The 23,046-nt window shown below is 42.4% G+C and carries 26 protein-coding genes and 1 pseudogene; 14 read left to right on the top strand and 13 right to left on the bottom strand.

Annotation, left to right across the window (positions count from 1 at the left end; all coding sequences use genetic code 11):
• Positions 1-115 precede the first annotated feature (115 nt).
• Entirely contained in the window at positions 116-1,492 is a 1,377-nt protein-coding gene (locus AF333_RS15980) for an APC family permease (RefSeq protein ID WP_043063474.1), read from the bottom strand.
• A 655-nt stretch (positions 1,493-2,147) separates the two neighbouring features.
• A complete protein-coding gene (locus tag AF333_RS15975) occupies positions 2,148-3,485 on the bottom strand; it encodes an aminotransferase-like domain-containing protein (protein ID WP_043063475.1) in 1,338 nt (445 codons plus the stop codon).
• Between the two features lie 314 nt (positions 3,486-3,799).
• Between AF333_RS15975 and AF333_RS15970 the strand changes: the two genes are divergently transcribed.
• Positions 3,800-4,366, top strand: a complete 567-nt coding sequence (locus AF333_RS15970) for an RNA polymerase sigma factor (RefSeq protein ID WP_043063476.1) — start codon at positions 3,800-3,802, stop codon at positions 4,364-4,366.
• A 2-nt stretch (positions 4,367-4,368) separates the two neighbouring features.
• A complete protein-coding gene (locus tag AF333_RS15965) occupies positions 4,369-5,094 on the top strand; it encodes an anti-sigma factor (protein ID WP_043063477.1) in 726 nt (241 codons plus the stop codon).
• 533 nt (positions 5,095-5,627) lie between these two features.
• Here the strand turns inward: AF333_RS15965 and AF333_RS15960 are convergent.
• The 5 genes from AF333_RS15960 to AF333_RS33725 form a co-directional block, all read right to left on the bottom strand.
• Complete coding sequence (locus AF333_RS15960) at positions 5,628-7,763, bottom strand: DNA topoisomerase 3 (RefSeq protein WP_043063478.1); 2,136 nt, start codon at positions 7,761-7,763, stop codon at positions 5,628-5,630.
• A 594-nt stretch (positions 7,764-8,357) separates the two neighbouring features.
• Positions 8,358-8,981 (bottom strand): DUF2306 domain-containing protein, encoded by a 624-nt coding sequence (locus AF333_RS15955; protein ID WP_043063479.1) that lies wholly within the window; start codon positions 8,979-8,981, stop codon positions 8,358-8,360.
• Between the two features lie 336 nt (positions 8,982-9,317).
• Positions 9,318-9,917 carry a TetR/AcrR family transcriptional regulator gene (locus tag AF333_RS15950; RefSeq protein ID WP_043063480.1) on the bottom strand — a complete coding sequence of 200 codons (600 nt, stop codon included), beginning with the start codon at positions 9,915-9,917 and terminating at the stop codon, positions 9,318-9,320.
• Positions 9,918-10,317: 400 nt separating this feature from the next.
• Positions 10,318-11,085, bottom strand: a complete 768-nt coding sequence (locus tag AF333_RS15945; RefSeq protein ID WP_043063481.1) for an arylamine N-acetyltransferase family protein — start codon at positions 11,083-11,085, stop codon at positions 10,318-10,320.
• A gap of 46 nt (positions 11,086-11,131) precedes the next feature.
• On the bottom strand, positions 11,132-11,341 hold the full coding sequence (locus AF333_RS33725; protein ID WP_235496506.1) for a hypothetical protein: 210 nt from the start codon (positions 11,339-11,341) through the stop codon (positions 11,132-11,134).
• 135 nt (positions 11,342-11,476) lie between these two features.
• Here AF333_RS33725 and AF333_RS15940 point away from each other — a divergent pair, with 135 nt between their 5' ends.
• The gene (locus AF333_RS15940; RefSeq protein ID WP_043063482.1) at positions 11,477-11,788 is read left to right on the top strand and encodes a winged helix-turn-helix transcriptional regulator; all 312 of its coding nucleotides are present in this window, start codon (positions 11,477-11,479) and stop codon (positions 11,786-11,788) included.
• A gap of 18 nt (positions 11,789-11,806) precedes the next feature.
• Here the strand turns inward: AF333_RS15940 and AF333_RS15935 are convergent, their stop codons facing one another.
• Positions 11,807-12,463 carry a DUF6483 family protein gene (locus AF333_RS15935; protein WP_043063483.1) on the bottom strand — a complete coding sequence of 219 codons (657 nt, stop codon included), beginning with the start codon at positions 12,461-12,463 and terminating at the stop codon, positions 11,807-11,809.
• 23 nt (positions 12,464-12,486) lie between these two features.
• Positions 12,487-13,110 (bottom strand): hypothetical protein, encoded by a 624-nt coding sequence (locus AF333_RS15930; RefSeq protein WP_052811675.1) that lies wholly within the window; start codon positions 13,108-13,110, stop codon positions 12,487-12,489.
• Positions 13,111-13,189: 79 nt separating this feature from the next.
• Here AF333_RS15930 and AF333_RS15925 point away from each other — a divergent pair.
• A pseudogene (locus tag AF333_RS15925) lies at positions 13,190-13,429 on the top strand (DUF1572 family protein); the annotation flags it as partial.
• Between the two features lie 74 nt (positions 13,430-13,503).
• Here AF333_RS15925 and AF333_RS15920 read toward each other — a convergent pair.
• Positions 13,504-14,295: a cobalamin-binding protein gene (locus tag AF333_RS15920; RefSeq protein WP_043063500.1), complete on the bottom strand. Its 792-nt coding sequence runs from the start codon at positions 14,293-14,295 to the stop codon at positions 13,504-13,506.
• 134 nt (positions 14,296-14,429) lie between these two features.
• Positions 14,430-15,641, bottom strand: coding sequence for a cytochrome P450 (locus AF333_RS15915; protein WP_139189011.1), 1,212 nt, complete (start codon positions 15,639-15,641; stop codon positions 14,430-14,432).
• A gap of 307 nt (positions 15,642-15,948) precedes the next feature.
• Here AF333_RS15915 and AF333_RS15910 point away from each other — a divergent pair, with 307 nt between their 5' ends.
• Positions 15,949-17,565: an ABC-F family ATP-binding cassette domain-containing protein gene (locus tag AF333_RS15910; RefSeq protein WP_043063501.1), complete on the top strand. Its 1,617-nt coding sequence runs from the start codon at positions 15,949-15,951 to the stop codon at positions 17,563-17,565.
• Here AF333_RS15910 and AF333_RS15905 read toward each other — a convergent pair.
• Positions 17,534-18,052 (bottom strand): thermonuclease family protein, encoded by a 519-nt coding sequence (locus AF333_RS15905; RefSeq protein ID WP_043063485.1) that lies wholly within the window; start codon positions 18,050-18,052, stop codon positions 17,534-17,536. The genes AF333_RS15910 and AF333_RS15905 overlap by 32 nt on opposite strands.
• 121 nt (positions 18,053-18,173) lie before the next feature.
• Between AF333_RS15905 and kapD the strand changes: the two genes are divergently transcribed.
• The 7 genes from kapD to AF333_RS32900 all read left to right on the top strand — a co-directional run bounded on the left by kapD (position 18,174) and on the right by AF333_RS32900 (position 21,806).
• Positions 18,174-18,821, top strand: a complete 648-nt coding sequence (gene kapD, locus AF333_RS15900; RefSeq protein ID WP_052520399.1) for a 3'-5' exonuclease KapD — start codon at positions 18,174-18,176, stop codon at positions 18,819-18,821.
• A 139-nt stretch (positions 18,822-18,960) separates the two neighbouring features.
• Entirely contained in the window at positions 18,961-19,164 is a 204-nt protein-coding gene (locus tag AF333_RS15895) for a putative periplasmic lipoprotein (protein WP_043063486.1), read from the top strand.
• 13 nt (positions 19,165-19,177) lie between these two features.
• Positions 19,178-19,342 carry a hypothetical protein gene (locus AF333_RS33720; protein WP_158502264.1) on the top strand — a complete coding sequence of 55 codons (165 nt, stop codon included), beginning with the start codon at positions 19,178-19,180 and terminating at the stop codon, positions 19,340-19,342.
• Between the two features lie 227 nt (positions 19,343-19,569).
• The gene (locus AF333_RS15890; protein ID WP_043063487.1) at positions 19,570-19,818 is read left to right on the top strand and encodes a hypothetical protein; all 249 of its coding nucleotides are present in this window, start codon (positions 19,570-19,572) and stop codon (positions 19,816-19,818) included.
• A gap of 426 nt (positions 19,819-20,244) precedes the next feature.
• On the top strand, positions 20,245-21,051 hold the full coding sequence (locus AF333_RS15885) for a Cof-type HAD-IIB family hydrolase (RefSeq protein ID WP_043063488.1): 807 nt from the start codon (positions 20,245-20,247) through the stop codon (positions 21,049-21,051).
• Positions 21,052-21,132: 81 nt separating this feature from the next.
• The gene (locus AF333_RS15880) at positions 21,133-21,546 is read left to right on the top strand and encodes a universal stress protein (protein ID WP_043063489.1); all 414 of its coding nucleotides are present in this window, start codon (positions 21,133-21,135) and stop codon (positions 21,544-21,546) included.
• 35 nt (positions 21,547-21,581) lie between these two features.
• Complete coding sequence (locus AF333_RS32900) at positions 21,582-21,806, top strand: hypothetical protein (protein ID WP_139189012.1); 225 nt, start codon at positions 21,582-21,584, stop codon at positions 21,804-21,806.
• Between the two features lie 55 nt (positions 21,807-21,861).
• Here the strand turns inward: AF333_RS32900 and AF333_RS15875 are convergent, their stop codons facing one another.
• On the bottom strand, positions 21,862-22,152 hold the full coding sequence (locus tag AF333_RS15875; RefSeq protein WP_043063490.1) for a hypothetical protein: 291 nt from the start codon (positions 22,150-22,152) through the stop codon (positions 21,862-21,864).
• A gap of 158 nt (positions 22,153-22,310) precedes the next feature.
• Between AF333_RS15875 and AF333_RS15870 the strand changes: the two genes are divergently transcribed.
• Together AF333_RS15870 and AF333_RS32895 are read left to right on the top strand one after the other, a co-directional pair.
• Complete coding sequence (locus AF333_RS15870; protein WP_043063491.1) at positions 22,311-22,562, top strand: hypothetical protein; 252 nt, start codon at positions 22,311-22,313, stop codon at positions 22,560-22,562.
• Between the two features lie 93 nt (positions 22,563-22,655).
• A partial coding sequence (locus tag AF333_RS32895; protein ID WP_152968242.1) for an IS110 family transposase occupies positions 22,656-23,046 on the top strand: 391 nt, incomplete at its 3' end.

Here is a 23,046-nt window from a genome sequence, read left to right as displayed (position 1 = left end):
TCTCCTTTTAATGAATTTTCAGTATATTACTATCTATTCTACCATTTTAATTTTATCATTCAAATATCTCTACAAAAAAAGAGTAAAGAACACCGGGCTCTTTACTCTTTTCACTTTATGCGTTTGCCGGTTTTTGATCGGTTCCATCTTCTAGCAAATCTTCCGTCTCCCGTATTTCCGCCGGTTTCACTTTAAACATTCGAGTAAGGTAAACCAGATAGCAGAAGCCAATAGCAACCCAGACTAGACCCAGCATAAAAGAATTAGCTTCAAGGTGATACCATAGGACAGCGACAAAGGCAGCACCAATCAGCGGAACAACTACATGCGATATGAAATCCTTTGGAGTACGGTACTCTTTCTTCCGTACAGCATAATGGACAATCACTGACAGATTTACGAACGTAAAAGCAATAAGTGCACCGAAGTTAATGAATGAAGCAGCAGCTTCCAGCGTGAAAAATATAGCTGCAAGGGAAACAATACCTGTAATAATAACATTGAATACCGGCGTCCTCCAGCGTGGATGCACATATCCGAAGAATTTGTTCGGCAATACACTGTCACGTCCCATAACATACAGAAGTCGGGAGACACTAGCATGCGACGCTAGGCCGGAAGCCAATGCACCGACGAATGAAGCTCCCAGGAATATGAGCTGAAATAGCTTGCCGCCGGCAAATAAGGCAATCTCAGGTGCTGTAGCATCCGGATTTTTGAAAGACGAAACATCCGGAAAAATCACCTGCGTAAAATAAGAAGTAAAGACGAAAAGCCCTCCCCCGACTAATGCAGTAAGAAAAATAGCGAGGGGAATGGTTCGCATTGGATTATCCGTCTCTTCAGAATACGTTGTAACCGCATCAAATCCTAAAAAAGAAAAACATAATACCGTGGCACCGGCTATTAATGGCGATATACTCATGTCTGACGCGTAAAACGGATGCACCCACGCGGAGCCTTCTACTGGGGGAGTGTCATTTAGCACCCACACGGCGAGAGCGACAAAAGCGGCCATAACAATGAATTGATAAATGACAAAAATCGTATTAAGATCAGCGGCGGATTTTACACTTTTGACATTTATCCAGGTGACAAATAAAACGAACAGTACAACCCAAATCCAAGGAGGGACAGTCGGGAAAATGGCGGTTAAATAGATTTGAATTAATAAAATGTTAACCATGGGAAGAAAAATATAATCCAGGAGTGAGGCCCAGCCGACAAGAAAGCCGAGGTGGGGATTGATGGTTTTTTGTGTGTACGTATAAGCGGAACCAGCACTCGGATATGCACGTACCATTTTTCCGTAACTGAAGGCCGTAAACAGCATGGCAGCGAGTGCAATTACATACGCAAGCGGTACATGACCATCCGTTTCACCGGATGCAATACCGAACGTATCGAATACAACCATGGGCGTCATGTAACCAAGCCCTAGCATGACGACATGCCATGGTTTTAATGACCGTTTTAATGTAGGTTTATTCATGTATTCCTCCTCCTTCTCCCTTCAAAATACAAGGGGATCTATTCTATAAAGGAAGAGAAAGCAAGATAGGTGCCAATATTTATAATAATCTGATTAATAATTTTATATATACTCCCCCCCTTCACTGTCTCTTATCTATAGATTACACTCAAACTTTCGACATAGGTAGTTTTAGGTAGGAAAAGATACAAGATAAAGCCTATATAAGTTACAATTAATATTTTGATATGGTAGTGTGGTTGGAAGTAGGAGGGATGGAAAAAGAAGAGGGTGGATACGCCCTGCACCCGGCAAAAAAAGGCAGACGTGTTTGTTCCAACCGCCCTTCCTTCTTTTCTTACCTCCTACCACAAAAATATGTACATTTATAAAGTGAGATGTATATAGACATACTTTGCACAAAAGTATATCGTTTAATAAACGAAAAAAATCGGTCGCTCTTTTCCATATCATCAGTCCTGCATTTGTAAAAAATACAAATACCATCCTATTTAAAGAAATATAAAACTATACTATTTCGTAAAAACGAGAAACAGCTTTCAAAAATAAGAAAAAAGGCTGCATCAAGAAAAGACAATGTACGTATCGTTTATTTTATTGTTTTAAACAAAATAATTTCCTATAAATAAGAACTAGCGTATAAACTCCATTAGCTTTACCGACATATTTCTGCCAAGATTTGCTGAATCCCTCTTTCAATATCATCTACCTTAACATTTGAAACGTTTAACTTAAGCAACGGTTCCTTTTCAAAAGAAGATAAATAATGATGATGTGCAGGTTCCACTATGATAGATTTTTTTCTCAAACTATGTGTTAACTTTTGTATGGATATACGTTTATCCAGTTGTATGAAAGTGTGGATACATGGATTTTTTACAGAAGTATAACTAAAAAAATCGTCATGCCCTTTTGCGTGTTTTTCCAATGCATTCAGCAAAGAGACTGTTCTCCGGGAATAAGAAGAACGAACTTTTTGTTTATGTCTTTCAAACATTTTATTTTTAATATAAATTTCTAATGCAGCTTGTGAAATCATCGAACTGTCTATATCTAATATTTTTTTGTATGTACTGAAAGCTCCGGCTATGCTGGCAGGAATAATAGCAATACCGATGCGTAGCCCTGGAAATATAATTTTCGAATAGCTTTTCAAGTAAATAACATGTGCAGACACATCATACGAATATATCGGATCAGCTTTTGCATCTTGCTCCAAATCAGCTAAATAGTCATCTTCAACAATAAACACATCATATTTTTCTGCTAATTTCGCAATCCTCTCCTTTTCTATTCTTGAATAGGACGTACCTAAAGGATTATGGAATCTAGGCATTGTATAAAAAAACTTAATGTTTTCTGTTTGAAATATTCTTTCTAGCTCCAATAAGTCGATTCCGTCGCTGTTTCGTTTAATGCCTAGCGTAGGAATGTTGTGGGTTTCTAAATACTCTATAAACAAATGATAACCAGGTTGTTCAATTAACACAGTTTCATTTCCGTTAGGAAACGGGACTGTAGTCAATATGGCTAGAGCTTGTTGAACGCCTGATGTAACAAAAATGCTATCTGTGTCTGCAAAAACTTGATAATTGGCCAACTGTTTTTGTACTACGCTAATGAGCGAAGGTAACCCCTTCGAAGTGCCATATATAAATAAATCGTTTTTATACGTATCAATTGCCTTATTAATGCAATGCTGAAAATCTAAATACGGAAATATGTTTGGATCGGGAGCGGAAGATGCAAAGTCCAATATCAATGGGTTTCCGTTATTTTTATGTTTTCTTTTTACAACATAATGACCGCTTTGAGGAGATGAGTATACAATGTGCTTTTTTTCTAACTCGTCAAATGTCCGGATAATCGTGCTCTTACTGCAACCGTATTGTTCAGCAAGCGCACGAATAGAAGGGAGCCTTTCCCCCTCTTTATATCGTCCGCTTTGAATTATGTTTTCCAAATCATTTAGAATGGACAAATATTTATACATACATCCCCTTCTTTCTTATTTTTGTACCGGTACACATCCCTATTGTTTTTATTGTACCTTTTATTCCGTTTTACTACCATGATCACAAGCTGACCAGCGAAGAGCCTTTTTTTACACTATCTGTATCAAGCTATAATATAGCAACAAAGTCGCTGACAAAAAAATATAGGCTCAGCGATTTTGTTGGATAAAGAGACGAAAACGAGCCAAAAATATATTTTTGCTCGTTTATCAAACCGCTTTTATGTTTCCTTCGTTATCTTTATATAGAGGATATACTCGCTTTTCCAGCATAGTCAAAGGAGTGCCCTGTCATGCAAAATAAAACGGACGAACAACTCATGCATCTTGTCGGCAACCATTCTCGCTCTGCATTAGAAGAGCTATATGACCGGTATGTTCGCCTTATCTATTCATTTGCACTAAAATCTATCAATGATGAACAGGCAGCCCGCGAAATTGTCCAAATGGTGTTCACCCGTTTGTGGACGACAGGCGCAGTATACGATTCGTCAAAGGGCAAATTCCCGAGCTGGCTGCTGACCATCACACGCAATATTATTCTTGATTATACCCGTAAGAAAAAACGCGAATCACAAATCATCTGTATGGAAGAACACGAATGGCATAATATTCCGGGTGATGATAGGCATTCTACCGAAGCGATTGTATTTCGCAAACTAATCAAACACCAAGTACAGGAAGTGTATCAGCGATTGTCAGAAAACCAGATTCAGCTCATTCAGCAATTATATTGGGAAGGCTATTCACTAAGCGAAATAGCCCGGATGCGAGATGAACCACTTGGCACAATAAAAAGCCGGCTTCATCAAACGTTGAAAATTTTGCGTAAACACTTACTGGCCGAGGGGGAGGGATAACGATGGAACCTTACGCTTCCCACGAATGCAATATGCTTATGTCCTACATAATCGGAGAATGCTCGAAGGAGGAACGGGCCTTGTTCGAAAAGCATCTGCCTTCCTGTCTCTCCTGTCAAAAAGAAGTGCGGGAGTTACAGGAAGTATGGGCAATGCTTCCGTCCCATCTTGAAGATACGGAAGTGCCCGAAGATTTAAAAGCAGAAGTAATGGATTCTATCTTCAATAAAGAAACAACTATACCAAAGAAACAAAAAACAAAATGGAAGCCCGCTTCGCTGCTATCTTCCCTAGCTGTTGCCATTTTGCTTGCAGCGCTTGTATTCGCCCTCTGGGACAATATTCGGATGCGTGAGCATATCGCAACACTTGAAGAACAAGTGACAGCTACAACCGAGATTATGAAGGTGTATTCCCTTGCCTCGACTGAACAAGAGATGAAACTAGCCAAAGGAACCGTTCAACTTGTCAAACAAGGAAAAAACAAAAGAATCGTAGCCAATGTGGAGGGTCTTTCTGCCACAAAGGGCACGGAGGTCTATCAAGTATGGCTGCTTCATAACGGGCAAAGGAGAAGCGCCGGTACATTCCGGGTTGATTCGCTCGGAAACGGTACGCTCATTTATACAATGAAGAATCCTGATCTCCCTTTTGATAACATTGGAATTACATTAGAGCCGGATGCAAGCGGTAGCCAACCACGGGGGAAAAAAGTTCTCGGAACGTAATTTTTCATTCGAACCGTCTTTCTATTTTTATCGTTGTCTTAAACAAAAGGCGATGTAAACGGGCAAGGGGTTAAGAATGCCTGGTATACGGTAAATCAAAAAAACGAATTTAAACAATAAAATATAGGCTTAATATCAAAGAATGTGCTTGACCGTTTGAAAAGAAGACAGAATGTGGTGGGTGATATGGAGAAGGGATGGGCATGTCACCTGGTTACGCTGCACAGGGTGACCGCTTCAGGAGACAACAAGCAAGCTCGCCCACAAAAGGGGCAAAGAAACTGTATCTTCGAAGGGTTGTGGACAAATGCACGCTTACTTGTCCCCTTCCGCTGGGAGATCGCGTAAAGGCGTTCCGTTGCCCATCCCTTCTCTCATCCCACCAAACTTTGTATGTGTATACCAGTCAAGCACAAAGTTTCCTGTAGACCCCCAAAGGATAAGAAACGATATGTCCCTGCAAAAAATCTACAGAAAGCGGCCGTTTGGCTCCTTTGTAGAAAAAGGACGAGCGGCACACCCGTGAGTTTTTCTTATTCTTTATTCTGCTCTAACGCCGCTTTCAGCAGTGCACCCAGATTAGATGTTAATCCTTCGTTACTGCTATATTTTTTCAACAGCGCTTTTTGTTGGTGCTTATTTACTTTTCCACCGCCGGACACATTCTCAAGCTTCTCCACCACATTACATGGCTTGCATTGGAAGAACTTGCCTGCTTTTCCGCTCCGAATCTCCATTTTCTTCTTACACTGCGGGCAACGACGGTTGGATAACTGATGTTCAGCCGCTCGACGGTACCCACACTCTCTACCAGGACATATGAGAGTTTTGCCGCGTTTCCCTTTTATTTCGCGCAAATTCTGTCCGCATTCAGGACATTTCGAGCCCGTTACATTATGCGGTTTATATTCCACATTACTTGTCGCAATTTCTTTTACTAACGCAGCAGCTTGACGGCGAATACCGGATAGGAATTGCTTAGCATCCCCCCGACCGCGCGCGATATCTTCAAGCTGACGCTCCCATTGGGCAGTCAGTTCCGGCGACCGAAGCTCACTGGCCACTAATTTAATGAGCTGGAGCCCTTTTTTAGTCGGGTACAAACGATTGCTCTGACGCTCGATCGTATCTGTATGAAGCAGTTTCTCGATAATATCAGCCCGGGTTGCCGGTGTCCCAAGGTTGTTTTTCTCCATTCGTGCAAGCAAATCTGACTCCGTGTATCGAAGCGGCGGTTTGGTCAAATGGTTCTGAATAGCACTGTGTTTGACAGCTACTTCTTCCCCTTGATGTAGCACTGGCAATGTTTGATCCGCAGTTTCCTCTTCTCCACCTTCTTCATCAGATAAAGACGCATCGGTGCCATATACTTCCTTCCAACCTTTATCTTTCACGACTTTCCCTTTCGCATGGAACGACTCTCCAGCTACTTCTACCGTCAATTGAATACTGTCATAACGATACGCAGGATAGAACAGGGCGATAAAGCGACGCGCAATCAAATCGTATAGCTTACGTTCATCGTTCGTCAAATCCCCCAGGCGTAAAGGCTCTTCCGTCGGTATAATCGCATGATGATCGGTAACTTTGCTATCATCAACAATACGCTTCGTGACACGCAGCGATTTCTCCTTGAGCAGTGGGCGTACGAGTTGTGCATACGGCCCCACTTCGATACTATCAAGCCTGCCTTTCAGCGTCGATACCATATCACTCGTTAAGTAACGCGAGTCGGTGCGCGGATACGTGACCAGCTTATATTGCTCATATAACCGCTGCAGCACATTGGAAGTATGCTTCGCTGAGAAACCGTACCGTTTATTCGCATCACGTTGCAGTTCCGTTAAATCGTATGCGAGCGGCTGCGGCTCTATTTTTTCGCTTGTTTTCACGCTTGTAACTTTTCCTGCCTTACCTTGAATTTTCCGATCAATATCCTGGGCAGTCTCTTTTTTAAATATTCGGCCGCCCTGAGTGCTCCCGGCACGCCACATACCAGAAAACGCGCCAAAATCTGCAGTCAGTGTCCAGTATTCTGTCGGTTTGAATTTACGAATTTCTTCTTCACGTTGGATAATCATAGACAGCGTCGGCGTCTGTACACGCCCTGCTGCCAGCTGCGCATTGAACTTGCTCGTTAACGCCCGCGTGATGTTCAATCCGATAAGCCAATCCGCCTCAGCGCGGCACACCGCGGATTGATACAGGTTATCATATGCCTGCCCAGCCTTAACGCTGGCGAACCCTTCCTTAATCGCTTTATCTGTCTGTGATGAAATCCACAGCCTTTTGAACGGCTTCTTCCATTTAATCATTTCCATGATCCAGCGGGCAACCAATTCTCCTTCTCGCCCAGCGTCTGTCGCGATAATTAAGTCCTTAATGTCCTTGCGCTTCGCTAACTGTGAAATGCCACGGAATTGGTGGGATGACTCCCGAATCACTTTCAGCCGCATACGATCCGGCACAATCGGTAAGTCTTCCAGCTTCCACGTTTTGTATTTCGGATCATAATCTTCAGGCTCGGCCAACTCGACCAAATGGCCAAGAGCCCATGTAACAATATATTTTGGACCTTCGATATAATTTTTGCTTTTTTGGTTACATCCAAGCACACGGGCTATCTCTCTGCCTACACTTGGCTTCTCAGCGAGAACTAATGTCTTCATCTCTGTACTCCTTTATGTATATTAAGCTTTGGCTGACGTTCTTTCCTTTTCGTTCTCTACGATTATATCAAACAGGAGCCTTCTACACATCCGCTCCTTATTTATTCGCTCTGTTAATGTAATATAGTGTTATCCTATAACACACCTGTTGATTATCCATATATCGGAAGAAATAAAATACACACGTCGGCGTGTTCCCTCGTCTTTTTCTCACAAGGAAGGGACTCGGCCGCTTTGTAGCACCAAGGCCGGACCGACGGCCGTTTGGGGCACGATGTGGTAACGATCCACTCTGGATCGTACTGGATAATCAACACCCTTAATCCTATAATAAGGAAAGTTTTGAATGCTAATTGTACCATTTGCCTCTAAAAAAGAAAAATGGATCGATTGCAGAATTGACCCTTTTAATTTTACTATTTTAAAATCGGCTCTTTATCCCAAGCTATTCGTTTAATCAACTGTAAGGATAATTTTTCCCCAGCGGTATTGAAAGCTACGTTCGTGCCATTCGGTGTGAAGGCTCGAACTTTGTCCAAGAGGCTGTCTCTATAACTGTCGGGAATCGCACTAAACAAGCAAATTTATGGGTTTTTAGATAAACACTTTCTTTCTAATAAATAATTCTGCTAACAACAGATTGAGAATCCAACAAAGCCAGACGGCTATCGTGTACGAAGTACCATAAGTAAGACTCATTGCATAGTGGGCTATAGCAACAATTATGTAAATCGTCATATTGGCAAAGGAAAGGAAAAAGCTTCTAACCATCCACTGACTGTGGGGAACAATTTGTTTCTTTTTTATATAAAAATATCCAATAATTGTAGTTGCTATCCATAAGGTATTTAAGATAATAAACCCTATAGTGCTTAACCATCCTCCCGTAGCAAAGAACGACACATACATCCCAGGAATGTAATTCAAAACAATGGATAACACGTAAATACGTCCGTTCCATCGATGGAATTTTAACGATTTCATACGTATTCGTTTAATGACTCCAAAAGGTCCTGTCATGAGTGCGATGATAGCGAGTATGATATGAATGCGAATCATCATAGCCCATAGCGATTCATTTATTAAGAGTTCATCTTTTTTTGAAAGAAAACCTTGAAAAGCAGGGTCAACTATAAAGTTTTTAGAAAATGTATGGAGTACCCACATTAATGAAATGATCAAAATGAGCACCCCTATAATCTTATTGCTTTTTTTCATCGAATCTATCCTTTTTTCTAGAATTAAGCAAATAATGCTGGGTTTGTCATAATGAGAATTATAGTTAAGTTTGCCTTTCTTCTACTGGAGCGCAGGGCGCATCCAACCTCTTCTTTTTCTGAATCGCCTCCTTCCAACCACGCTACCCTGTCAAAATATCAAGTGTAATTTATATAGAATAAGACAATTTGAATAGGCATAATAAATCCCCCTATCTTTTCAACAGAATAACAGACCGGACCGTCCGGTTCGTTATTCTATTCTAACTTCTTATAAAAAGTTTTGCAACATTATATCTTTCTCAAAACTTCAGAACCGAAGAGATAATGAAGCCTCTTATCCCTTCGGTTCTGTGTAATGCTGTAATAGCACTTTAATTTGTTCAATGCTATGGAACATGTGATCATTATTTAGTGATAATCGACTCGCCATTACCGCACCCTCTATTGTCGAAAATAAAAACGAAGCAAGAGAATAAGAATTGACGTCTCGACGGAGTTCTTGATTTTTAATACCTTCTTCAATTACAGATTGTATAAAAAACAATGTTTGGTTGTGAGCTTCCGATGCTTTTTCGCGAAGTTCAGGAAAGCCATAATCACTTTCGATTGCGGTATTAAGTAACGGACACCCTCCTTCTATAGGAGGGTTATTAACTGCATCCTGATAAACATGACATAGAGCAATTAATTTCTCCACCGCTGTATCCTTGGATTTAATTGCCTCAAAAAAATGGCTCCAAATAATGCTACCTGCGTATTCAAATGTAGCGAGGGCGATCTCATTTTTATTTTCGAACCTTCTATAGATTGCACCCTTTGGCAAGCCAGACATTTCCATAATATCTTGTATTGACGTTTGACTATAGCCCTTTTTATTAAATAAAGCCAAGGAAGTTTGAATGATAAGATCTCGTGTTTCATCCACCTTGTTCATTAATTGTGTGCCTCCAAGTGTAAAAAATGTACCATCATTATATCTAAAAAAGCCCATAACTAAAATCATACATAGTTTCTTCAACTGGAAATCAACCGTTCAACAAATGAACAAAATTCACATTGTTTAATACAAAAAAAGTTGTTTACTATCAACACTCTAAAGCCGCATTTTTCCGTAAAAAAATGCGGCTACTTCAAAAAAGAACATAAAAGCCAATCTATTATTGATTGGTCTTTTTCAAATGTTTTTGTTAAAGACAACTGTCAATTAAACATTATTCATCTTGAATCAAATTATATTTTTTTGCTTCTGCGACCGCCACATCAAGCACATCATCTTTCTTTACAATTATATAACCCCTCTATGCACCGGCATTTTCGATGATTAACAATAGATATTAGCGCTCTTCATGACATTCGATGCCGAACGAGTTGCGCAAAAACGTTGGAATTTCCGCTTCCTCCAATGTAAATTTGGTTTTCTCCCCTTTTTTTGTAACAGTCACTTCGTTGCCAGATAACGTAACCCTGCCGTCCGTCATTGCCTGTGTTACGATACGGCGGACTGTAAAATGGGATTCAGGCGATGTTTGCGTATATTCACATACTGCATGAAATTCAGCAAGCTTTTTCGGCGTAATGGAGAAGCGATTTTTAACTATCCACTCACCCTCGGTTCGCTTCTGCAAATCGTACATACCCGGCCTCTCATGAGGAATAATACGATACATACCACTTACATCTTCTCTTTCCTCTCCCGTCAACGGGAGTGGCACACGTGCTGAATCGCCGAACCCAACATCCACAAGATACGGCTGCTCGAGATGAACGAGAATGGTTGCATGACTGCCGTCCACACTCCATTCATCGTCCCCGGCATGAACGGTTGCGGCCACCAGGTGTGCAGAAAAGCCAAGCTCACGCAAAAGCCAGCAAAATAATCCGTTAAGTTCATAGCAGAACCCTTCCCGATGTCGAAGGATAATTTTCTCGTACAGACGTTCAGGTGATAATACAATCGGAACACTGTTCATTACATCTAGGTTGCCAAACGGAACATGCAATAGATGTTGTTTCTGCAATTCCACTAGGCAAGAAAGCGTAGGTCGAATATCTGCGGCAAGCAACGGAAATTGTATACGATCTAAATACGTTTGTACGTTCACTAGCTACTCACCTCTTTATGATTTTATATGCTATCAAAGGTGTTGATTATCCAGGATAGCCACTACACCGTGCCCCAAACGAGCGTCGGTTCGTCTCCCGCACCGAGAGGCCTAGATGTTTTGCCGGTCCAGCCTTGGTGCCACAAAGCGGCTGTATCTCTTTCTTGCGAGAAAAAGACGAGGGAACACGCCGACGCGTGCATCGCATTTCTTCCAATCTATGGATAATCCACAGGTGTGACGGTTTCTTTTTCATTGTATCTTGTTGAGCAGTTTTACACAAAGTAAACATCATACTTATCAGTAGAAAAACCTTCTTCACTGTCTATCTTACGTATTTATACTAATTTTTTTAAAGTAACTGTGGTAAAATATATATGGAGGTGAAAATATGAAGCATGATCATGCACTCTGTCCTCGGTTCGAAGCTGCGTTTGAGCTGCTCGGGAAACGTTGGACAGGACTTATCATTCAATCGTTGATAGACGGTCCGAAACGATTCTGTGAAGTGAAGGAACTGATTCCGAATATGAGCGATCGCATGCTGACAGAGCGATTTAAGGAGCTTGAACGCACCGGTATAGTGAACCGTCACGTTTATCCGGAAACACCTGTACGTATCGAATATGAACTTACGGACAAAGGAAAAGCATTACAGCCAACGATGGAACAGGTACAACGCTGGGCAGAATTATGGATATAAAAAAAGCCGATGACTTGGTCACCGGCTTTTTTTCTGTAACTCCTGTAATCCATCCATTATTTCTGCTTGCGGCAAACCGCCTTTCTTCAGCTCCTCGTCATTTTTTTGCAACAGCCGTTCATAAAACGCCATCCCTTCCTGTATAACATCCTGTCGCTTCTGCTCAGGCTCGTTCACCAATTCAAACAGAATATTCTCCGCTTTTGCATACTTTCCTGCCGTTTCATAATAACCAAACAACATTCGTTTAGCATCACGGGGCAGTTCATATTCGGACAGACTCGGCATCATTTGTTCGATTAACCTGTCTATTTCTAAAAGATGTACGCCATATCGCTCATTGGCAAAAAGAAGAATGTATAAGCTTTTGAGGTGTCTTTCATATCCTTTTTCGAACTCGCCTTGCAGACGGTAAATGTCACCTTCCTCTTTTAACAGCCCAGCAACAGTAAGGCATTTACCCGAAGGCTGCGGCTCATTTGTTGTAATTAGATTGATAATTTCGTCCCAAGCAAGAGCATCGATTAATTTCGGAGTAATCCCTATCCTCTTTTTCAATTCCTCACCGGTCGCACCCAACGCCTCATCATACCGCTTGTTTTCCTTCAACCCGATGATACGCGTAAAAACTACGGTCATTTGTTGTAGCATCCGTATAATATAATCGTTTTGCATCGCTCCACTCTCCTATAAAGACATTACTCTTCTTTCATGTGAATTTTTAGGAGAAGCGCCCATTCCACTTTTTTCGCCATCTCTTCAAACGACTCGCTGAAATCAGAGACTTCGCTTCCTTTTCCTGCAACCCATCCCCATACCGGTATTTCTTCTTTATCGGACACATTTATTACCTGCTGCAAAGACCTGGGTGAGGAACCTGCTGCAGATTTATATCCGGGAATCGACGTAACGGAACTGGCATATCCGTCTTTTTTAGAAAAAACGGTTGTCATAGCATAGTTCTTTTTTTCTTTATCTTCTTCCCGCAATGAGACGGAAAACTCTCCGTCAAACCCGCCTTTCTCAATCGAGTAACCTAACCCCTCACTCTTCTGCTTCAATGTTCCGTTCTCCCAGATTTCATATATAACGACCATCATATGTCGAGGGCCTTCGTATTGAACTTTAACCGCTCCTGAAGTAAGTCCCAGATGAGGTTCAAGCTTTTTCGTCTCCCCATCAAAAAGACTTGAAGGCAAAATGCGTACCATCCCTTCCGCCGGCATATCTTTCTTATCTTTGTCTCCTTCACCACTACACCCTATTATCATGATAAGAAGTGCAAATGTAATGATTGTTACCCATACAAATAGCTTCTTCATCTCTTTCTCCCTTTTTTGACAGGTTTTTCTGTTCTATGAATAATTATATAAAACAGCTTTACTATTTGGCTGGACAGCCCTTTTCTGTGCATTATCCACTATACAAGAGGAAGATTTATCCTGTACTGTGTATATTCGAGGCGAATCCCATTCTGTTATCCAGGCTATCCAGCGACAAGTATCCCATTACTCTTACCATATCGGACAAATCGTGTATCTCGGAAAGCAAATCAAAAATAAAAACTGGCTTCCTTTAAGCATTCCGAAAGGAGAATCGCAGAAATACCTTGAAGAGAAACTTAGAGAAACGCGTAAATAGATTGACGATCAATCAAAAGCCTCCCTGATTTCAGACTTTACGCAGATTCAGGGAGACTTTATATCTTATTTCGCTTATGAAATTTCAGTCAGTAATCTTTGAAAGTACAGCGCTGCCTCCTTCATGTGGACACCATACCAGGAGAACATCTCCCCATCCACCAGCATCGGCTCACTGCCTTGAATCATTTCATGGAACGCTTGCACGTGCGTCTCTTGAAAGGGAAAAGGTTCGGATGATAGGAAGATATAATCCGGACGCGCGATACGCAGGTCATCTCCTGTTATTTGCGGATAACGTCCCGGTACATCTTTGAACACATTGACGAAGCCACACTTCTCTAGCAGCGAATGAATATATGTATGGTTACCTGCAGCCATATACGGCTTCTGCCAGATAAGATAGGCGACGCGGATTCCTGATGCGGGTCTTAGAGAGCTAAATGTAGCCTGAATATCGTGAACCATAGCATGCGCAGCTTTTTCGGTTCCGGTTACTTCGCCTAAATCCGTAATCATACGCAATGCATCTTCATAAGACTCCACATCCGTTACATAGACTGGATACGACTTTGCCAGAGATTCTACCATTTCTTTCGGATTCTCTTCTTTTTCGGCAATAATAAGGTCGGGATTCAACTCTTCGATGACCTCCAGCTTAATCTGCTTTGTCCCTCCTACCCGCCGTACATTCTGCACATCTTCGGCCGGATGGATACAGAATTGTGTCCGACCCACGATACGCTCGCCAAGGCCAAGCGCAAATAACGTGTCAGTAAGCGATGGGCATAAAGAAACAATACGCTGCGGAGGGTAAGGATACGTTATGGTACGCTCCACATGGTCCATTATGTTTTTGATAGACATATTTAACTCCTGCCTTTCTGGATAAAAAACTCGCGGGCGTTTTTTATTGCTAACCTCCATATCCTGCACTTCACCTTATTTAAAGCAATTTTCTTTATCTTCTTATTATGAGACCGACCTTACTCTTCGTCAAATCATGTACGAAAGCGCACCGGAAAATGGGTCACACCAAACACAAACGGGCTTTGGATTGGATGCAGCAAAACATCTTCTTCACGCTCCATATCTACACAGCGGCGCAATAAAATATCCAGCACAACTTTTGCCTCTAGCCGGGCAAGTGGAGCTCCCAGGCAGAAATGAATCCCAAATCCGAAACCAAGATGAGGATTTGGTTTTCGGTCTGGAATAAAACGCGCTGCCTCTGGAAACTTCCGTTCGTCACGGTTGGCTGCAGCGACCCAGCTAATCACCTGACTACCGGCATTAATCTTCTGTCCACCCACCTCTACATCTCGCGCTGCGATCCGTCCGATCGCCTGAATGGGCGGATAAAATCGCAGCGTCTCCTCTACCACATTTGGAAGCGATTCAGGATGCTGGCGCAAATAAGCCTGGAGTGGCGCATCTTCTGTCATATAACGGACCGCATTTACAATAAGATTCGTCGTCGTCTCATTTCCCGCCACCAATAGCAAAATGCAGAATCCGAGCAATTCCTCTTCCGTCAACTTTTCTCCGTCAATCTCCGCATCCAGCAGCAAAGAGATTAAATCATCCTCACGCTTGCATCGTCGTTGGACGAGTATGTCTTTAAAATAATCACTCAGCTCATCTGACGCCTGGCGTCTTTCGGTCATCACCGAAGTAAACGCTTCATCTGTATTTACCTCGGGTCCCTTCACCAGCACATCGGACCATGATTTGAACAGTTGACGATCACGTGTCGGAACGCCTAATAATTCGGCGATCATAATGACTGGTAGCGGCCCAGCCACATCATGTACCATGTCCATCCGGTTCTTGAACACTACCTGGTCTAGCAACTCATTCGTAATTTCTGCAATGCGTGGCTCCAGCTCCTGAACAACCTTTGGTGTAAACGCTTTGTTTACAAGGTTACGCATCTGTGTATGCTTGGGCGGATCCATAATTAGTAAGCTCTCCCTTCTCTCCCCCTGAGAACGCCGGGAAGAGAACAGCTTCTGGTTTTTTAACACGAAGTGAACATCGTCATAGCGGAATACATCCCAGCATGCGCGTTCCTTATCATAGCGTATAGGCGTCTCCTCTCTAAGCTTATCGTATATCGGAAACGGATAGAGCCTTTTTTCCTTCGTATCCAATTCCTTCATTGGGATAATATTGGCGTAACGTGTATTTTTCATTTGACTCATACTGTCCATCTCCTCTTTCGTTATTGTATTAGACATGAATAACGAATTGGTTCGACTTTTCTTCTTGACTTTGCAGCAGCTACTACATATATTCTGACCAAATTATAATTTTAGTCGGATCATGCGAAAAAAATCCGTTCTCCTCACTTTTTTCGACCAAAACTTAATTCTGGTCATATTTTATGCTAAAGTTTTCTATTTCAAAAAAACAGCCGGAATGCATAAAAATCCACTCATGAGACTATGAGGAAGAAAAGTGTGCTATAATGCATGTTTAGTGGGAAAAATCGAAAACAAAGGATGGTAGATGCTCCGTATGATTAGTACAACAGGCTTAACGCTTCGCTTTGGAAGCCGTGCGCTTTTCAGCGATGTAAACATAAAATTCACTCCTGGCAACTGCTATGGCCTTATCGGGGCCAATGGCGCAGGAAAATCCACATTTCTTAAAATTCTCTCTGGTGAAATTGAACCGACAAACGGTCAAGTCAACATTACACCGGGCGAACGCTTAGCCGTTCTTAAACAAAACCATTTCGAATTTGATGAATTCGAAGTACTGAAAACTGTAATTATGGGACACCGTCGCCTGTATGAAATTATGGAAGAAAAAGATGCGCTTTACGCGAAACCTGACTTCTCGGAAGCAGACGGCATCAAAGCATCCGAGCTAGAGGGCGAATTCGCCGAACTGAACGGATGGCAAGCAGAAGCAGAAGCGGGCGAAATGCTCATTGGTCTCGGTATTCCGACCGACTTGCACGACAAAAAAATGAGCGATCTCGACGGCAGTCAAAAGGTACGCGTACTACTGGCCCAGGCGCTGTTCGGCAACCCGGACATCCTGCTGCTTGACGAGCCGACCAACCATCTGGACCTTGAATCGATCGCCTGGCTGGAAAATTTCTTGTACAACTATGAGAACACGGTCATCGTAGTTTCCCATGACCGTCACTTCTTAAACAAAGTATGTACACATATCGCAGACATCGACTTCGGCAAAGTCCAGCTGTATGTCGGCAACTACGATTTCTGGTATGAGTCAAGCCAATTGGCATTGAAACTGGCTAAGGATGCCAATAAGAAAAAAGAAGAAAAAATCAAAGAACTTGAAGCATTTATCCGCCGTTTCAGTTCCAATGCTTCCAAGGCAAAACAAGCGACGTCCCGCAAAAAGCAGTTAGACAAAATTTCGCTGGAAGATATCCGCCCTTCTTCTCGTCGTTATCCGTACATTAATTTCAAACCGGAACGCGAAGCAGGCAAAGATATCCTAACGGTTAAAGACGTTAGCAAAACAGTAGACGGGGAACTTGTCCTGAATAATATCAACTTCACTGTCAATAAAGGCGACAAAATCGCCCTCGTTGGCACAAATGAGCTAGCAAAAACAACATTGATGCAAATCATCATGGGCGAGCTTGACGCAGATGCAGGCGAATACAGCTGGGGGGTAACAACGACGCAGGCTTACTTCCCAAAAGATAATGCTTCTTACTTCGAAGGCTGCGATTTGAGCCTGGTCGATTGGCTACGTCAATATTCACATGATCAGGATGAAACATTCGTGCGTGGTTTCCTCGGGCGGATGCTCTTCTCCGGCGAAGAAGCACTTAAAAAAGCAAGCGTGCTATCCGGTGGAGAAAAAGTTCGCTGCATGCTATCTCGCATGATGCTGACAGGCTCCAATGTTCTGCTGTTCGATGAACCAACGAACCATCTGGACCTCGAATCCATTACGGCGCTTAACAATGGCTTAATCGAATTTAGCGGCACGCTGCTGTTTACTTCACATGACCATCAATTCGTGCAAACAGTCGCGAATCGCATTATCGAAATCACGCCGCAAGGACTGATCGATAAGCAAGTAGAATATGATGAATATCTTGCAAATGAAGATATCAAGCAATTGCGTGAGAAAATGTACGCATAAAATAAGAGAAGCGCTCGGACGAGTTCCGGGCGCTTTGTTTTTGGCCAGCTTGTTCCTGCCGGCGTTGAAAATCGTCTATGTATCTCGTTTGCTGTAATGTAGGAACTGTATGTGCATACCCTTTTTCAAGCATCGTACGATTTAACATTTCTGTTCCCAGCCAGACATATGCTATAATATTCCCTCTTTGGTCGCGCGCTTGCTCATCGTATTCGAGTTCAATTTGCTGACCGATCACCTTTTCTTTTAAGAAGCGCCGTGCATCAGATCCTCCAGATATCGTTACACCCTGCATGCAAATGCTATACGTCTTTCCTTTGATAGTGGCAAGAATTCGATTGTCTTTTGTCACCTTGTACACATACGCGGTAACCGTTCCATCCGGCTTTTCCTCCTTCTTGATTCCAATATCGTCAGAATACATATAAAATAGAGAGAAAAAACAAAGAAACCAGAACAAAAACACCGTATCGTGCGGACGAAACACTTTATTCCTCCCCTCTCTGTGATGTCCACTTTAACCATATGCGGGGAGCGCTTAGTATTTGACTGATTTTCCGATTAAAAATACAATGGTTTGAAAGAAAAAAGAGAAACGAGGGCCCCGGATGAAAAATAGATATATTTTTATTGACTTCGAGTTTACGACATTCGAAAGAAAAGAAGCCCCAAAAGGATTCTTTCATGAAGTGATCGAGGCTGGAATGGTCATAGTAGAGGAAGACACGATTATTGACACGTTCTCTTCATTGGTATCGCCCGTCTTCTTTCCTCAGCTGGGCGAGAAATGTATAAACTTGACCGGAATTACGCAGGAAGATGTAATAGACGGGATGGATTTTACGGGGATGATTGATGAAATGTTGGCGCGCTACATCCCGGAAAAGACTACACTGGTGACATGGGGCGATCTCGATATCAAAGGACTGCGCCGCAATTGTCGCGAACATAATGTGAAATTTCCGTTTTCCGTCATGCTGGAGGATTGGCTGGACCTATCTAAAGCATACCAGTTTTATTACGGATACAAGGACACACCTGGGTTATGGTATGCCCTAGATAAATATGGATTGGCGGAAGGTTCTCAAACACACCGTGCGCTTGACGACGCGCTGGCAACATACAAAGTGATGCAAATGATGCAAAAAGATCAATGGGTATATACACCGCAAACACCGGCCATGCAAACATCAATCGCAGATTTGATGGGCGGCCAGATGGCGCTTTTAGAGAAGTTGAAACAACAATTGTCCTGACTGTGCCTTCTGCTTCTCCCCCTTTATACGTCTGACATGCAACAAAGCAGCATTCGCTAAAGCGCTTTCTTTGCTTTTGCGAGAGGAAAAAGCAAAGTTATACAGAATATGTAAAGAAAAGAGGTAAGGGGAGAAGATTATGAAACGCCTGTCACTTGCTGTACTCGCTACGAGCCTGCTGCTCCCGGGATGCGCTTCATCCAAACCTTCTCTTCCACGGGATAACGGTGGCACAATGGTCGCACAGGGAAAATCAGAAGACAGGACATCAGATGCAAGATCATTCGCTGTCTTTCTTGACGAAAGGCAGCGTCATACTATTATTGTAAATATAAAAGCATAGGAGGCGATAACATATGCGTCATAATAGTCTGATTGATAGCTGTACCTCCTCTCCTCCGTATTTTCGCTATGCATTATTCTGCTTGCTCTCCCGCATAATAGGACAGAAATATCCGTGGCTGGAAAAGAAACGGGGCGAATACCGGCTACGGATTAAAGAAAGCCGCTATATCCGCTAATCTGTAGCACCCTTCTTCTGCCTTATTTGACAAGTGTGCCGATTCGCGTTAGAATCCTATTAATCATATATGGAGTACATAATTGGATTCTCTTGGAAGAAGAAAAAAACATCCTTGCTTTCTTCTTTTCAAAGAGTTTTTTTATTGCGGTTATTCATATGGCCACATATAACCCCACGATAAAGCACGTCACACGCGCTTTGCTATGGTTAGGGAGGCAAACACGAATGAAAAAAACGCTGTTTATCTTAAGTAAACAACAAGACGAGACAGCCAATGAAATTATTGCGGAAGCTGAAGCAGGAACTATCGTATTGGTACAGGACGCTGTTTACCGTAATGAAGATTGGCCCCTTCCTGTGTATGTGGAAAAAGAGGAAGCAGAAGCTCGCGGCATTGATTCCCCACACTCACTGGTGGAGGAAGATGAAATCCTAGATATGATCGAGACACATGAATGCGTCGTTGTCCTGTAAAAAAAATCGGATAAGTAAATGCAGGCTCTTGTAGCGTGTTTCTACACACGCTACAAGAGCCTTTATTATTTTCCGTCTATAAAAAGAAGGCACAGTGAATAAGCAAAACTCCCGCCTATTTTTAGCAATACTGCTATCTCTATGCTATTTTAATTTAAAATGTTCACCATGGTATCTCCCTGAACTTATTATTCATTGTAAACAATAGACACTTCAACTACCATCGAAATATGAAATGCAAATGAAGATAATTTAAAAAAGGTACCTCTTCTGCCTGTAATTTTATACTTGTACGTTCTATTCATCGAGCGTTTCCTATGTATCTCTTTTATTCATAGGACGCTAGCTACCGCTTCTTCTTCATGCAAAAAAGTATGATATGATAGGATAAGAAACACAGATGCACAAAAAGGAGTGGACATAACTATGTATCGGATGATTGCGATTGATATGGACGATACGCTGCTAACAGATGACTTAACGGTTACTCCTGGAACGGCAGACGCAATTAAACAGGCGATCGAAGCTGGGGTTGTCGTCACATTAGCGACAGGACGTATGTTTCCGTCTGCCCTACCGTTCGCATCCCAACTTGGATTAAACGTACCATTGGTTACCTATCAAGGTGCAGTAGTGAAAGATACAAAAGGCGAGACCGTTATGTACGAACGACTGGTAACCCCAGAAATCTCACGGCGTGTTATCGATATCGCACGCGCAAAAAATATGCACCTGCAAGTGTATCAGGACGATATCCTCTACTCACCCGAAGATAACGATAAAATCCAGCAATATGTAAAGATCGCCGGTGTTCCTTATACGGTGGAATCGGACCTCCATCGGTTGGCTAAGCGGGATTTCATTAAGCTCCTGTATTTTGACGAACCGGAAGCGCTGGACGAGCTAGCGGAAGAATTGCGCGCGGAATTCGGCGAAGCAGCACACATTACTAAATCAAAACCATATTTCCTCGAAGTCATGCATCCGGAAGCAAACAAAGGGAGTGCTGTACTGCATTTTGCCCAAACGCTCGGCATTGATCGCTCAGAAATTATTGGTATTGGCGATAGCTACAATGATCTGGACTTAATTGAGACCGCAGGACTCGGGGTGGCGATGGGCAATGCGCCAGAGACAATCAAGCAAATTGCCGATTATGTGACTTTCTCCAATAATGAAGAAGGTGTACGCCATGTCATCGAAAAATTTGTATTGCAAAAAGACAGTAAATAGAACGCTGGTCCTAAAACCAGACTTTTCATGCTTCATTTTTTGATTATAATGGAATAAAAAGAAAAATAAACCGAGGGGAACATGAACAAAATTCTATTAGCGGTTGACGGCTCCGCCTATGATGAGAAATCCGTTGCCTTCATTAATGACAAGGCTGCTAAAGTATGTAATATAGACGTGTATGTAGCAAGCGTGCTGCCAAATGTCGATGCCACACTCCTACACGTCTATCCCGGCCTTAAAGATGAATACAGAGCACATACGGAGAAGCTATTGACAAACACCGTACAGAAACTTACAGTGCATGGCAATGCTTCATGGCACATACTGGAGGGTGATGTGGCCAAAAAGCTGCTGGAGTTTGCAGAACAAACCGGTGTCGATCTTATCGTAATGGGCTGCCGAGGGCTTAGTAATTATGAAGAACTCGTGCTTGGCAGTGTAAGTATGAAAGTCATCCGATCATCTTCATGCCCTGTCGTCATTGTAAAGTAAGATTGGATTACCTCTTAGGAAAGGAACCCTAGACGATGCACAAAAAACTTTGTTGCCATTGCTTAAAAATCAGCGTCTCCGCTGATTATTTAATTCCTGGTGAATGGCAATGCACTCACTGCGGCCGCGACATTACTGACATTCCGGCGATTCCGTATCACGAGGAATTCTCTAAGGAATATTTAATGAGGCTCACTACATATAAACAAGAAACAAAAGATGAAACAAAGGAAACCGCGCTCGATTCAAGCTCAGTATAGATGAACACGCCCGTCTTATCCAGTACATGCTCTAGGTAAGCCGGGCATTTTTATGTCAGTCCTGTATGTTCTTCCCTTCCTGGGCAGCCCAGGTCCGATATAACTCTTCCATCGTATCCTGCCATGCCTGACTATGCCCAAGCACGGCAATCATTTCCCTAATCTCCTGTTCTCTAAGATCTGCAGCAAGTGCCATATCCTCCATGAAATCGGGTTCTGTAATTTTTTCTCCAAGCTCAATTTTATCCCGGTATCGTCCCATCACATCGTAAATATGCTGCCTCGTATCCTCAGCTAGATGATAGGTGTCGGCAAACCCTTCGAAAGAATAATGCGGGTAAGTCATGTGGTATCCTCCTTTTCCATCACACTTTCTGTATATATTCTAGTTTCTAACTGGGATGCTGACATTATGTAATGATTTTCTTTTTATATAAACAGGTATTTTATCGTAAGAAAATACACATACTATAAATCTGTACTACTTTACACAGGAGGATGACCATGTTTGGTTGTGTTGAAGAAATTAAGAAAATGGTAAGTGAGGCAGGCTTCAATACAGAAGAAAAAGATTATAGCTCTGGTGTTATAGCGGGATTAACATTACAATTCGATGCTTTTAAAAGCGGAGGCATAGAAGAAGTAAAAGCAAACACCAGAGATTATTATTTTCTATATATTCGAGAGCTTAAACAATACAGACGAGAGTACGAACGAGGTTATAAAGATGGAATGATAAAAGGAGCATTCCTGTAATGAATGAAAATGCGAGTGGATAAAAAAAGTACCTCCTGTTAACATACAGAGTGTCACGGCCGTGACCTCGAAATAACAGAGGAGGTACTCACCATGAATTATACACAAAATCAACGCATTTCTCAAATCACAGAATCTACCTTGATTATTGGCATAGATATCGCTAAATACAAACATGTAGCACGCGCACAAAACGATCGCGGTCTCATGTATGGGAAAGCTTTTTCTTTCCCAAGTATGCGTGAGGGATTCGAAGCGTTCTGTCACTGGATGAAAAACATAATGAGGGAACACGAAAAAACACAGCTTCTTGTCGGAATGGAACCAACCGGACACTACTGGATGACTTTAGCAGCATTCTTGCGAAGCCGCGGGATTCCGGTCGTGGTCGTTAATCCGATGCATGTAAAGAAGTCAAAAGAGCTGGATGATAATTCACCAACGAAGAACGATCCAAAAGATGCCCGTGTTATTGCGCAACTCG

It is taken from the genome of Aneurinibacillus migulanus (genome assembly GCF_001274715.1).
Classification (GTDB): domain Bacteria; phylum Bacillota; class Bacilli; order Aneurinibacillales; family Aneurinibacillaceae; genus Aneurinibacillus; species Aneurinibacillus migulanus.
This window is presented reverse-complemented; position numbering and strand designations above follow the sequence as displayed.

What these genes read in the sequence shown, in the direction of transcription:
- AF333_RS15870 (WP_043063491.1), top strand. Translation starts at nt 22,311, where the DNA reads ATGTTTGGTTGTGTTGAAGAAATTAAGAAAATGGTAAGTGAGGCAGGC.
- AF333_RS15875 (WP_043063490.1), bottom strand. Translation starts at nt 22,152, where the DNA reads ATGACTTACCCGCATTATTCTTTCGAAGGGTTTGCCGACACCTATCAT.
- AF333_RS15920 (WP_043063500.1), bottom strand. Translation starts at nt 14,295, where the DNA reads ATGTCTATCAAAAACATAATGGACCATGTGGAGCGTACCATAACGTAT.
- AF333_RS33725 (WP_235496506.1), bottom strand. Translation starts at nt 11,341, where the DNA reads ATGAAAAAGAAACCGTCACACCTGTGGATTATCCATAGATTGGAAGAA.
- AF333_RS15960 (WP_043063478.1), bottom strand. Translation starts at nt 7,763, where the DNA reads ATGAAGACATTAGTTCTCGCTGAGAAGCCAAGTGTAGGCAGAGAGATA.
- AF333_RS15950 (WP_043063480.1), bottom strand. Translation starts at nt 9,917, where the DNA reads ATGAACAAGGTGGATGAAACACGAGATCTTATCATTCAAACTTCCTTG.
- AF333_RS15910 (WP_043063501.1), top strand. Translation starts at nt 15,949, where the DNA reads ATGATTAGTACAACAGGCTTAACGCTTCGCTTTGGAAGCCGTGCGCTT.
- AF333_RS15980 (WP_043063474.1), bottom strand. Translation starts at nt 1,492, where the DNA reads ATGAATAAACCTACATTAAAACGGTCATTAAAACCATGGCATGTCGTC.
- AF333_RS15940 (WP_043063482.1), top strand. Translation starts at nt 11,477, where the DNA reads ATGAAGCATGATCATGCACTCTGTCCTCGGTTCGAAGCTGCGTTTGAG.
- AF333_RS15895 (WP_043063486.1), top strand. Translation starts at nt 18,961, where the DNA reads ATGAAACGCCTGTCACTTGCTGTACTCGCTACGAGCCTGCTGCTCCCG.
- AF333_RS15935 (WP_043063483.1), bottom strand. Translation starts at nt 12,463, where the DNA reads ATGCAAAACGATTATATTATACGGATGCTACAACAAATGACCGTAGTT.
- AF333_RS15970 (WP_043063476.1), top strand. Translation starts at nt 3,800, where the DNA reads ATGCAAAATAAAACGGACGAACAACTCATGCATCTTGTCGGCAACCAT.
- AF333_RS15885 (WP_043063488.1), top strand. Translation starts at nt 20,245, where the DNA reads ATGTATCGGATGATTGCGATTGATATGGACGATACGCTGCTAACAGAT.
- AF333_RS15890 (WP_043063487.1), top strand. Translation starts at nt 19,570, where the DNA reads ATGAAAAAAACGCTGTTTATCTTAAGTAAACAACAAGACGAGACAGCC.
- AF333_RS32900 (WP_139189012.1), top strand. Translation starts at nt 21,582, where the DNA reads ATGCACAAAAAACTTTGTTGCCATTGCTTAAAAATCAGCGTCTCCGCT.
- AF333_RS15965 (WP_043063477.1), top strand. Translation starts at nt 4,369, where the DNA reads ATGGAACCTTACGCTTCCCACGAATGCAATATGCTTATGTCCTACATA.
- AF333_RS15955 (WP_043063479.1), bottom strand. Translation starts at nt 8,981, where the DNA reads ATGAAAAAAAGCAATAAGATTATAGGGGTGCTCATTTTGATCATTTCA.
- kapD (WP_052520399.1), top strand. Translation starts at nt 18,174, where the DNA reads ATGAAAAATAGATATATTTTTATTGACTTCGAGTTTACGACATTCGAA.
- AF333_RS33720 (WP_158502264.1), top strand. Translation starts at nt 19,178, where the DNA reads ATGCGTCATAATAGTCTGATTGATAGCTGTACCTCCTCTCCTCCGTAT.
- AF333_RS15975 (WP_043063475.1), bottom strand. Translation starts at nt 3,485, where the DNA reads ATGTATAAATATTTGTCCATTCTAAATGATTTGGAAAACATAATTCAA.
- AF333_RS15880 (WP_043063489.1), top strand. Translation starts at nt 21,133, where the DNA reads ATGAACAAAATTCTATTAGCGGTTGACGGCTCCGCCTATGATGAGAAA.
- AF333_RS15930 (WP_052811675.1), bottom strand. Translation starts at nt 13,110, where the DNA reads ATGAAGAAGCTATTTGTATGGGTAACAATCATTACATTTGCACTTCTT.
- AF333_RS15915 (WP_139189011.1), bottom strand. Translation starts at nt 15,641, where the DNA reads ATGGACAGTATGAGTCAAATGAAAAATACACGTTACGCCAATATTATC.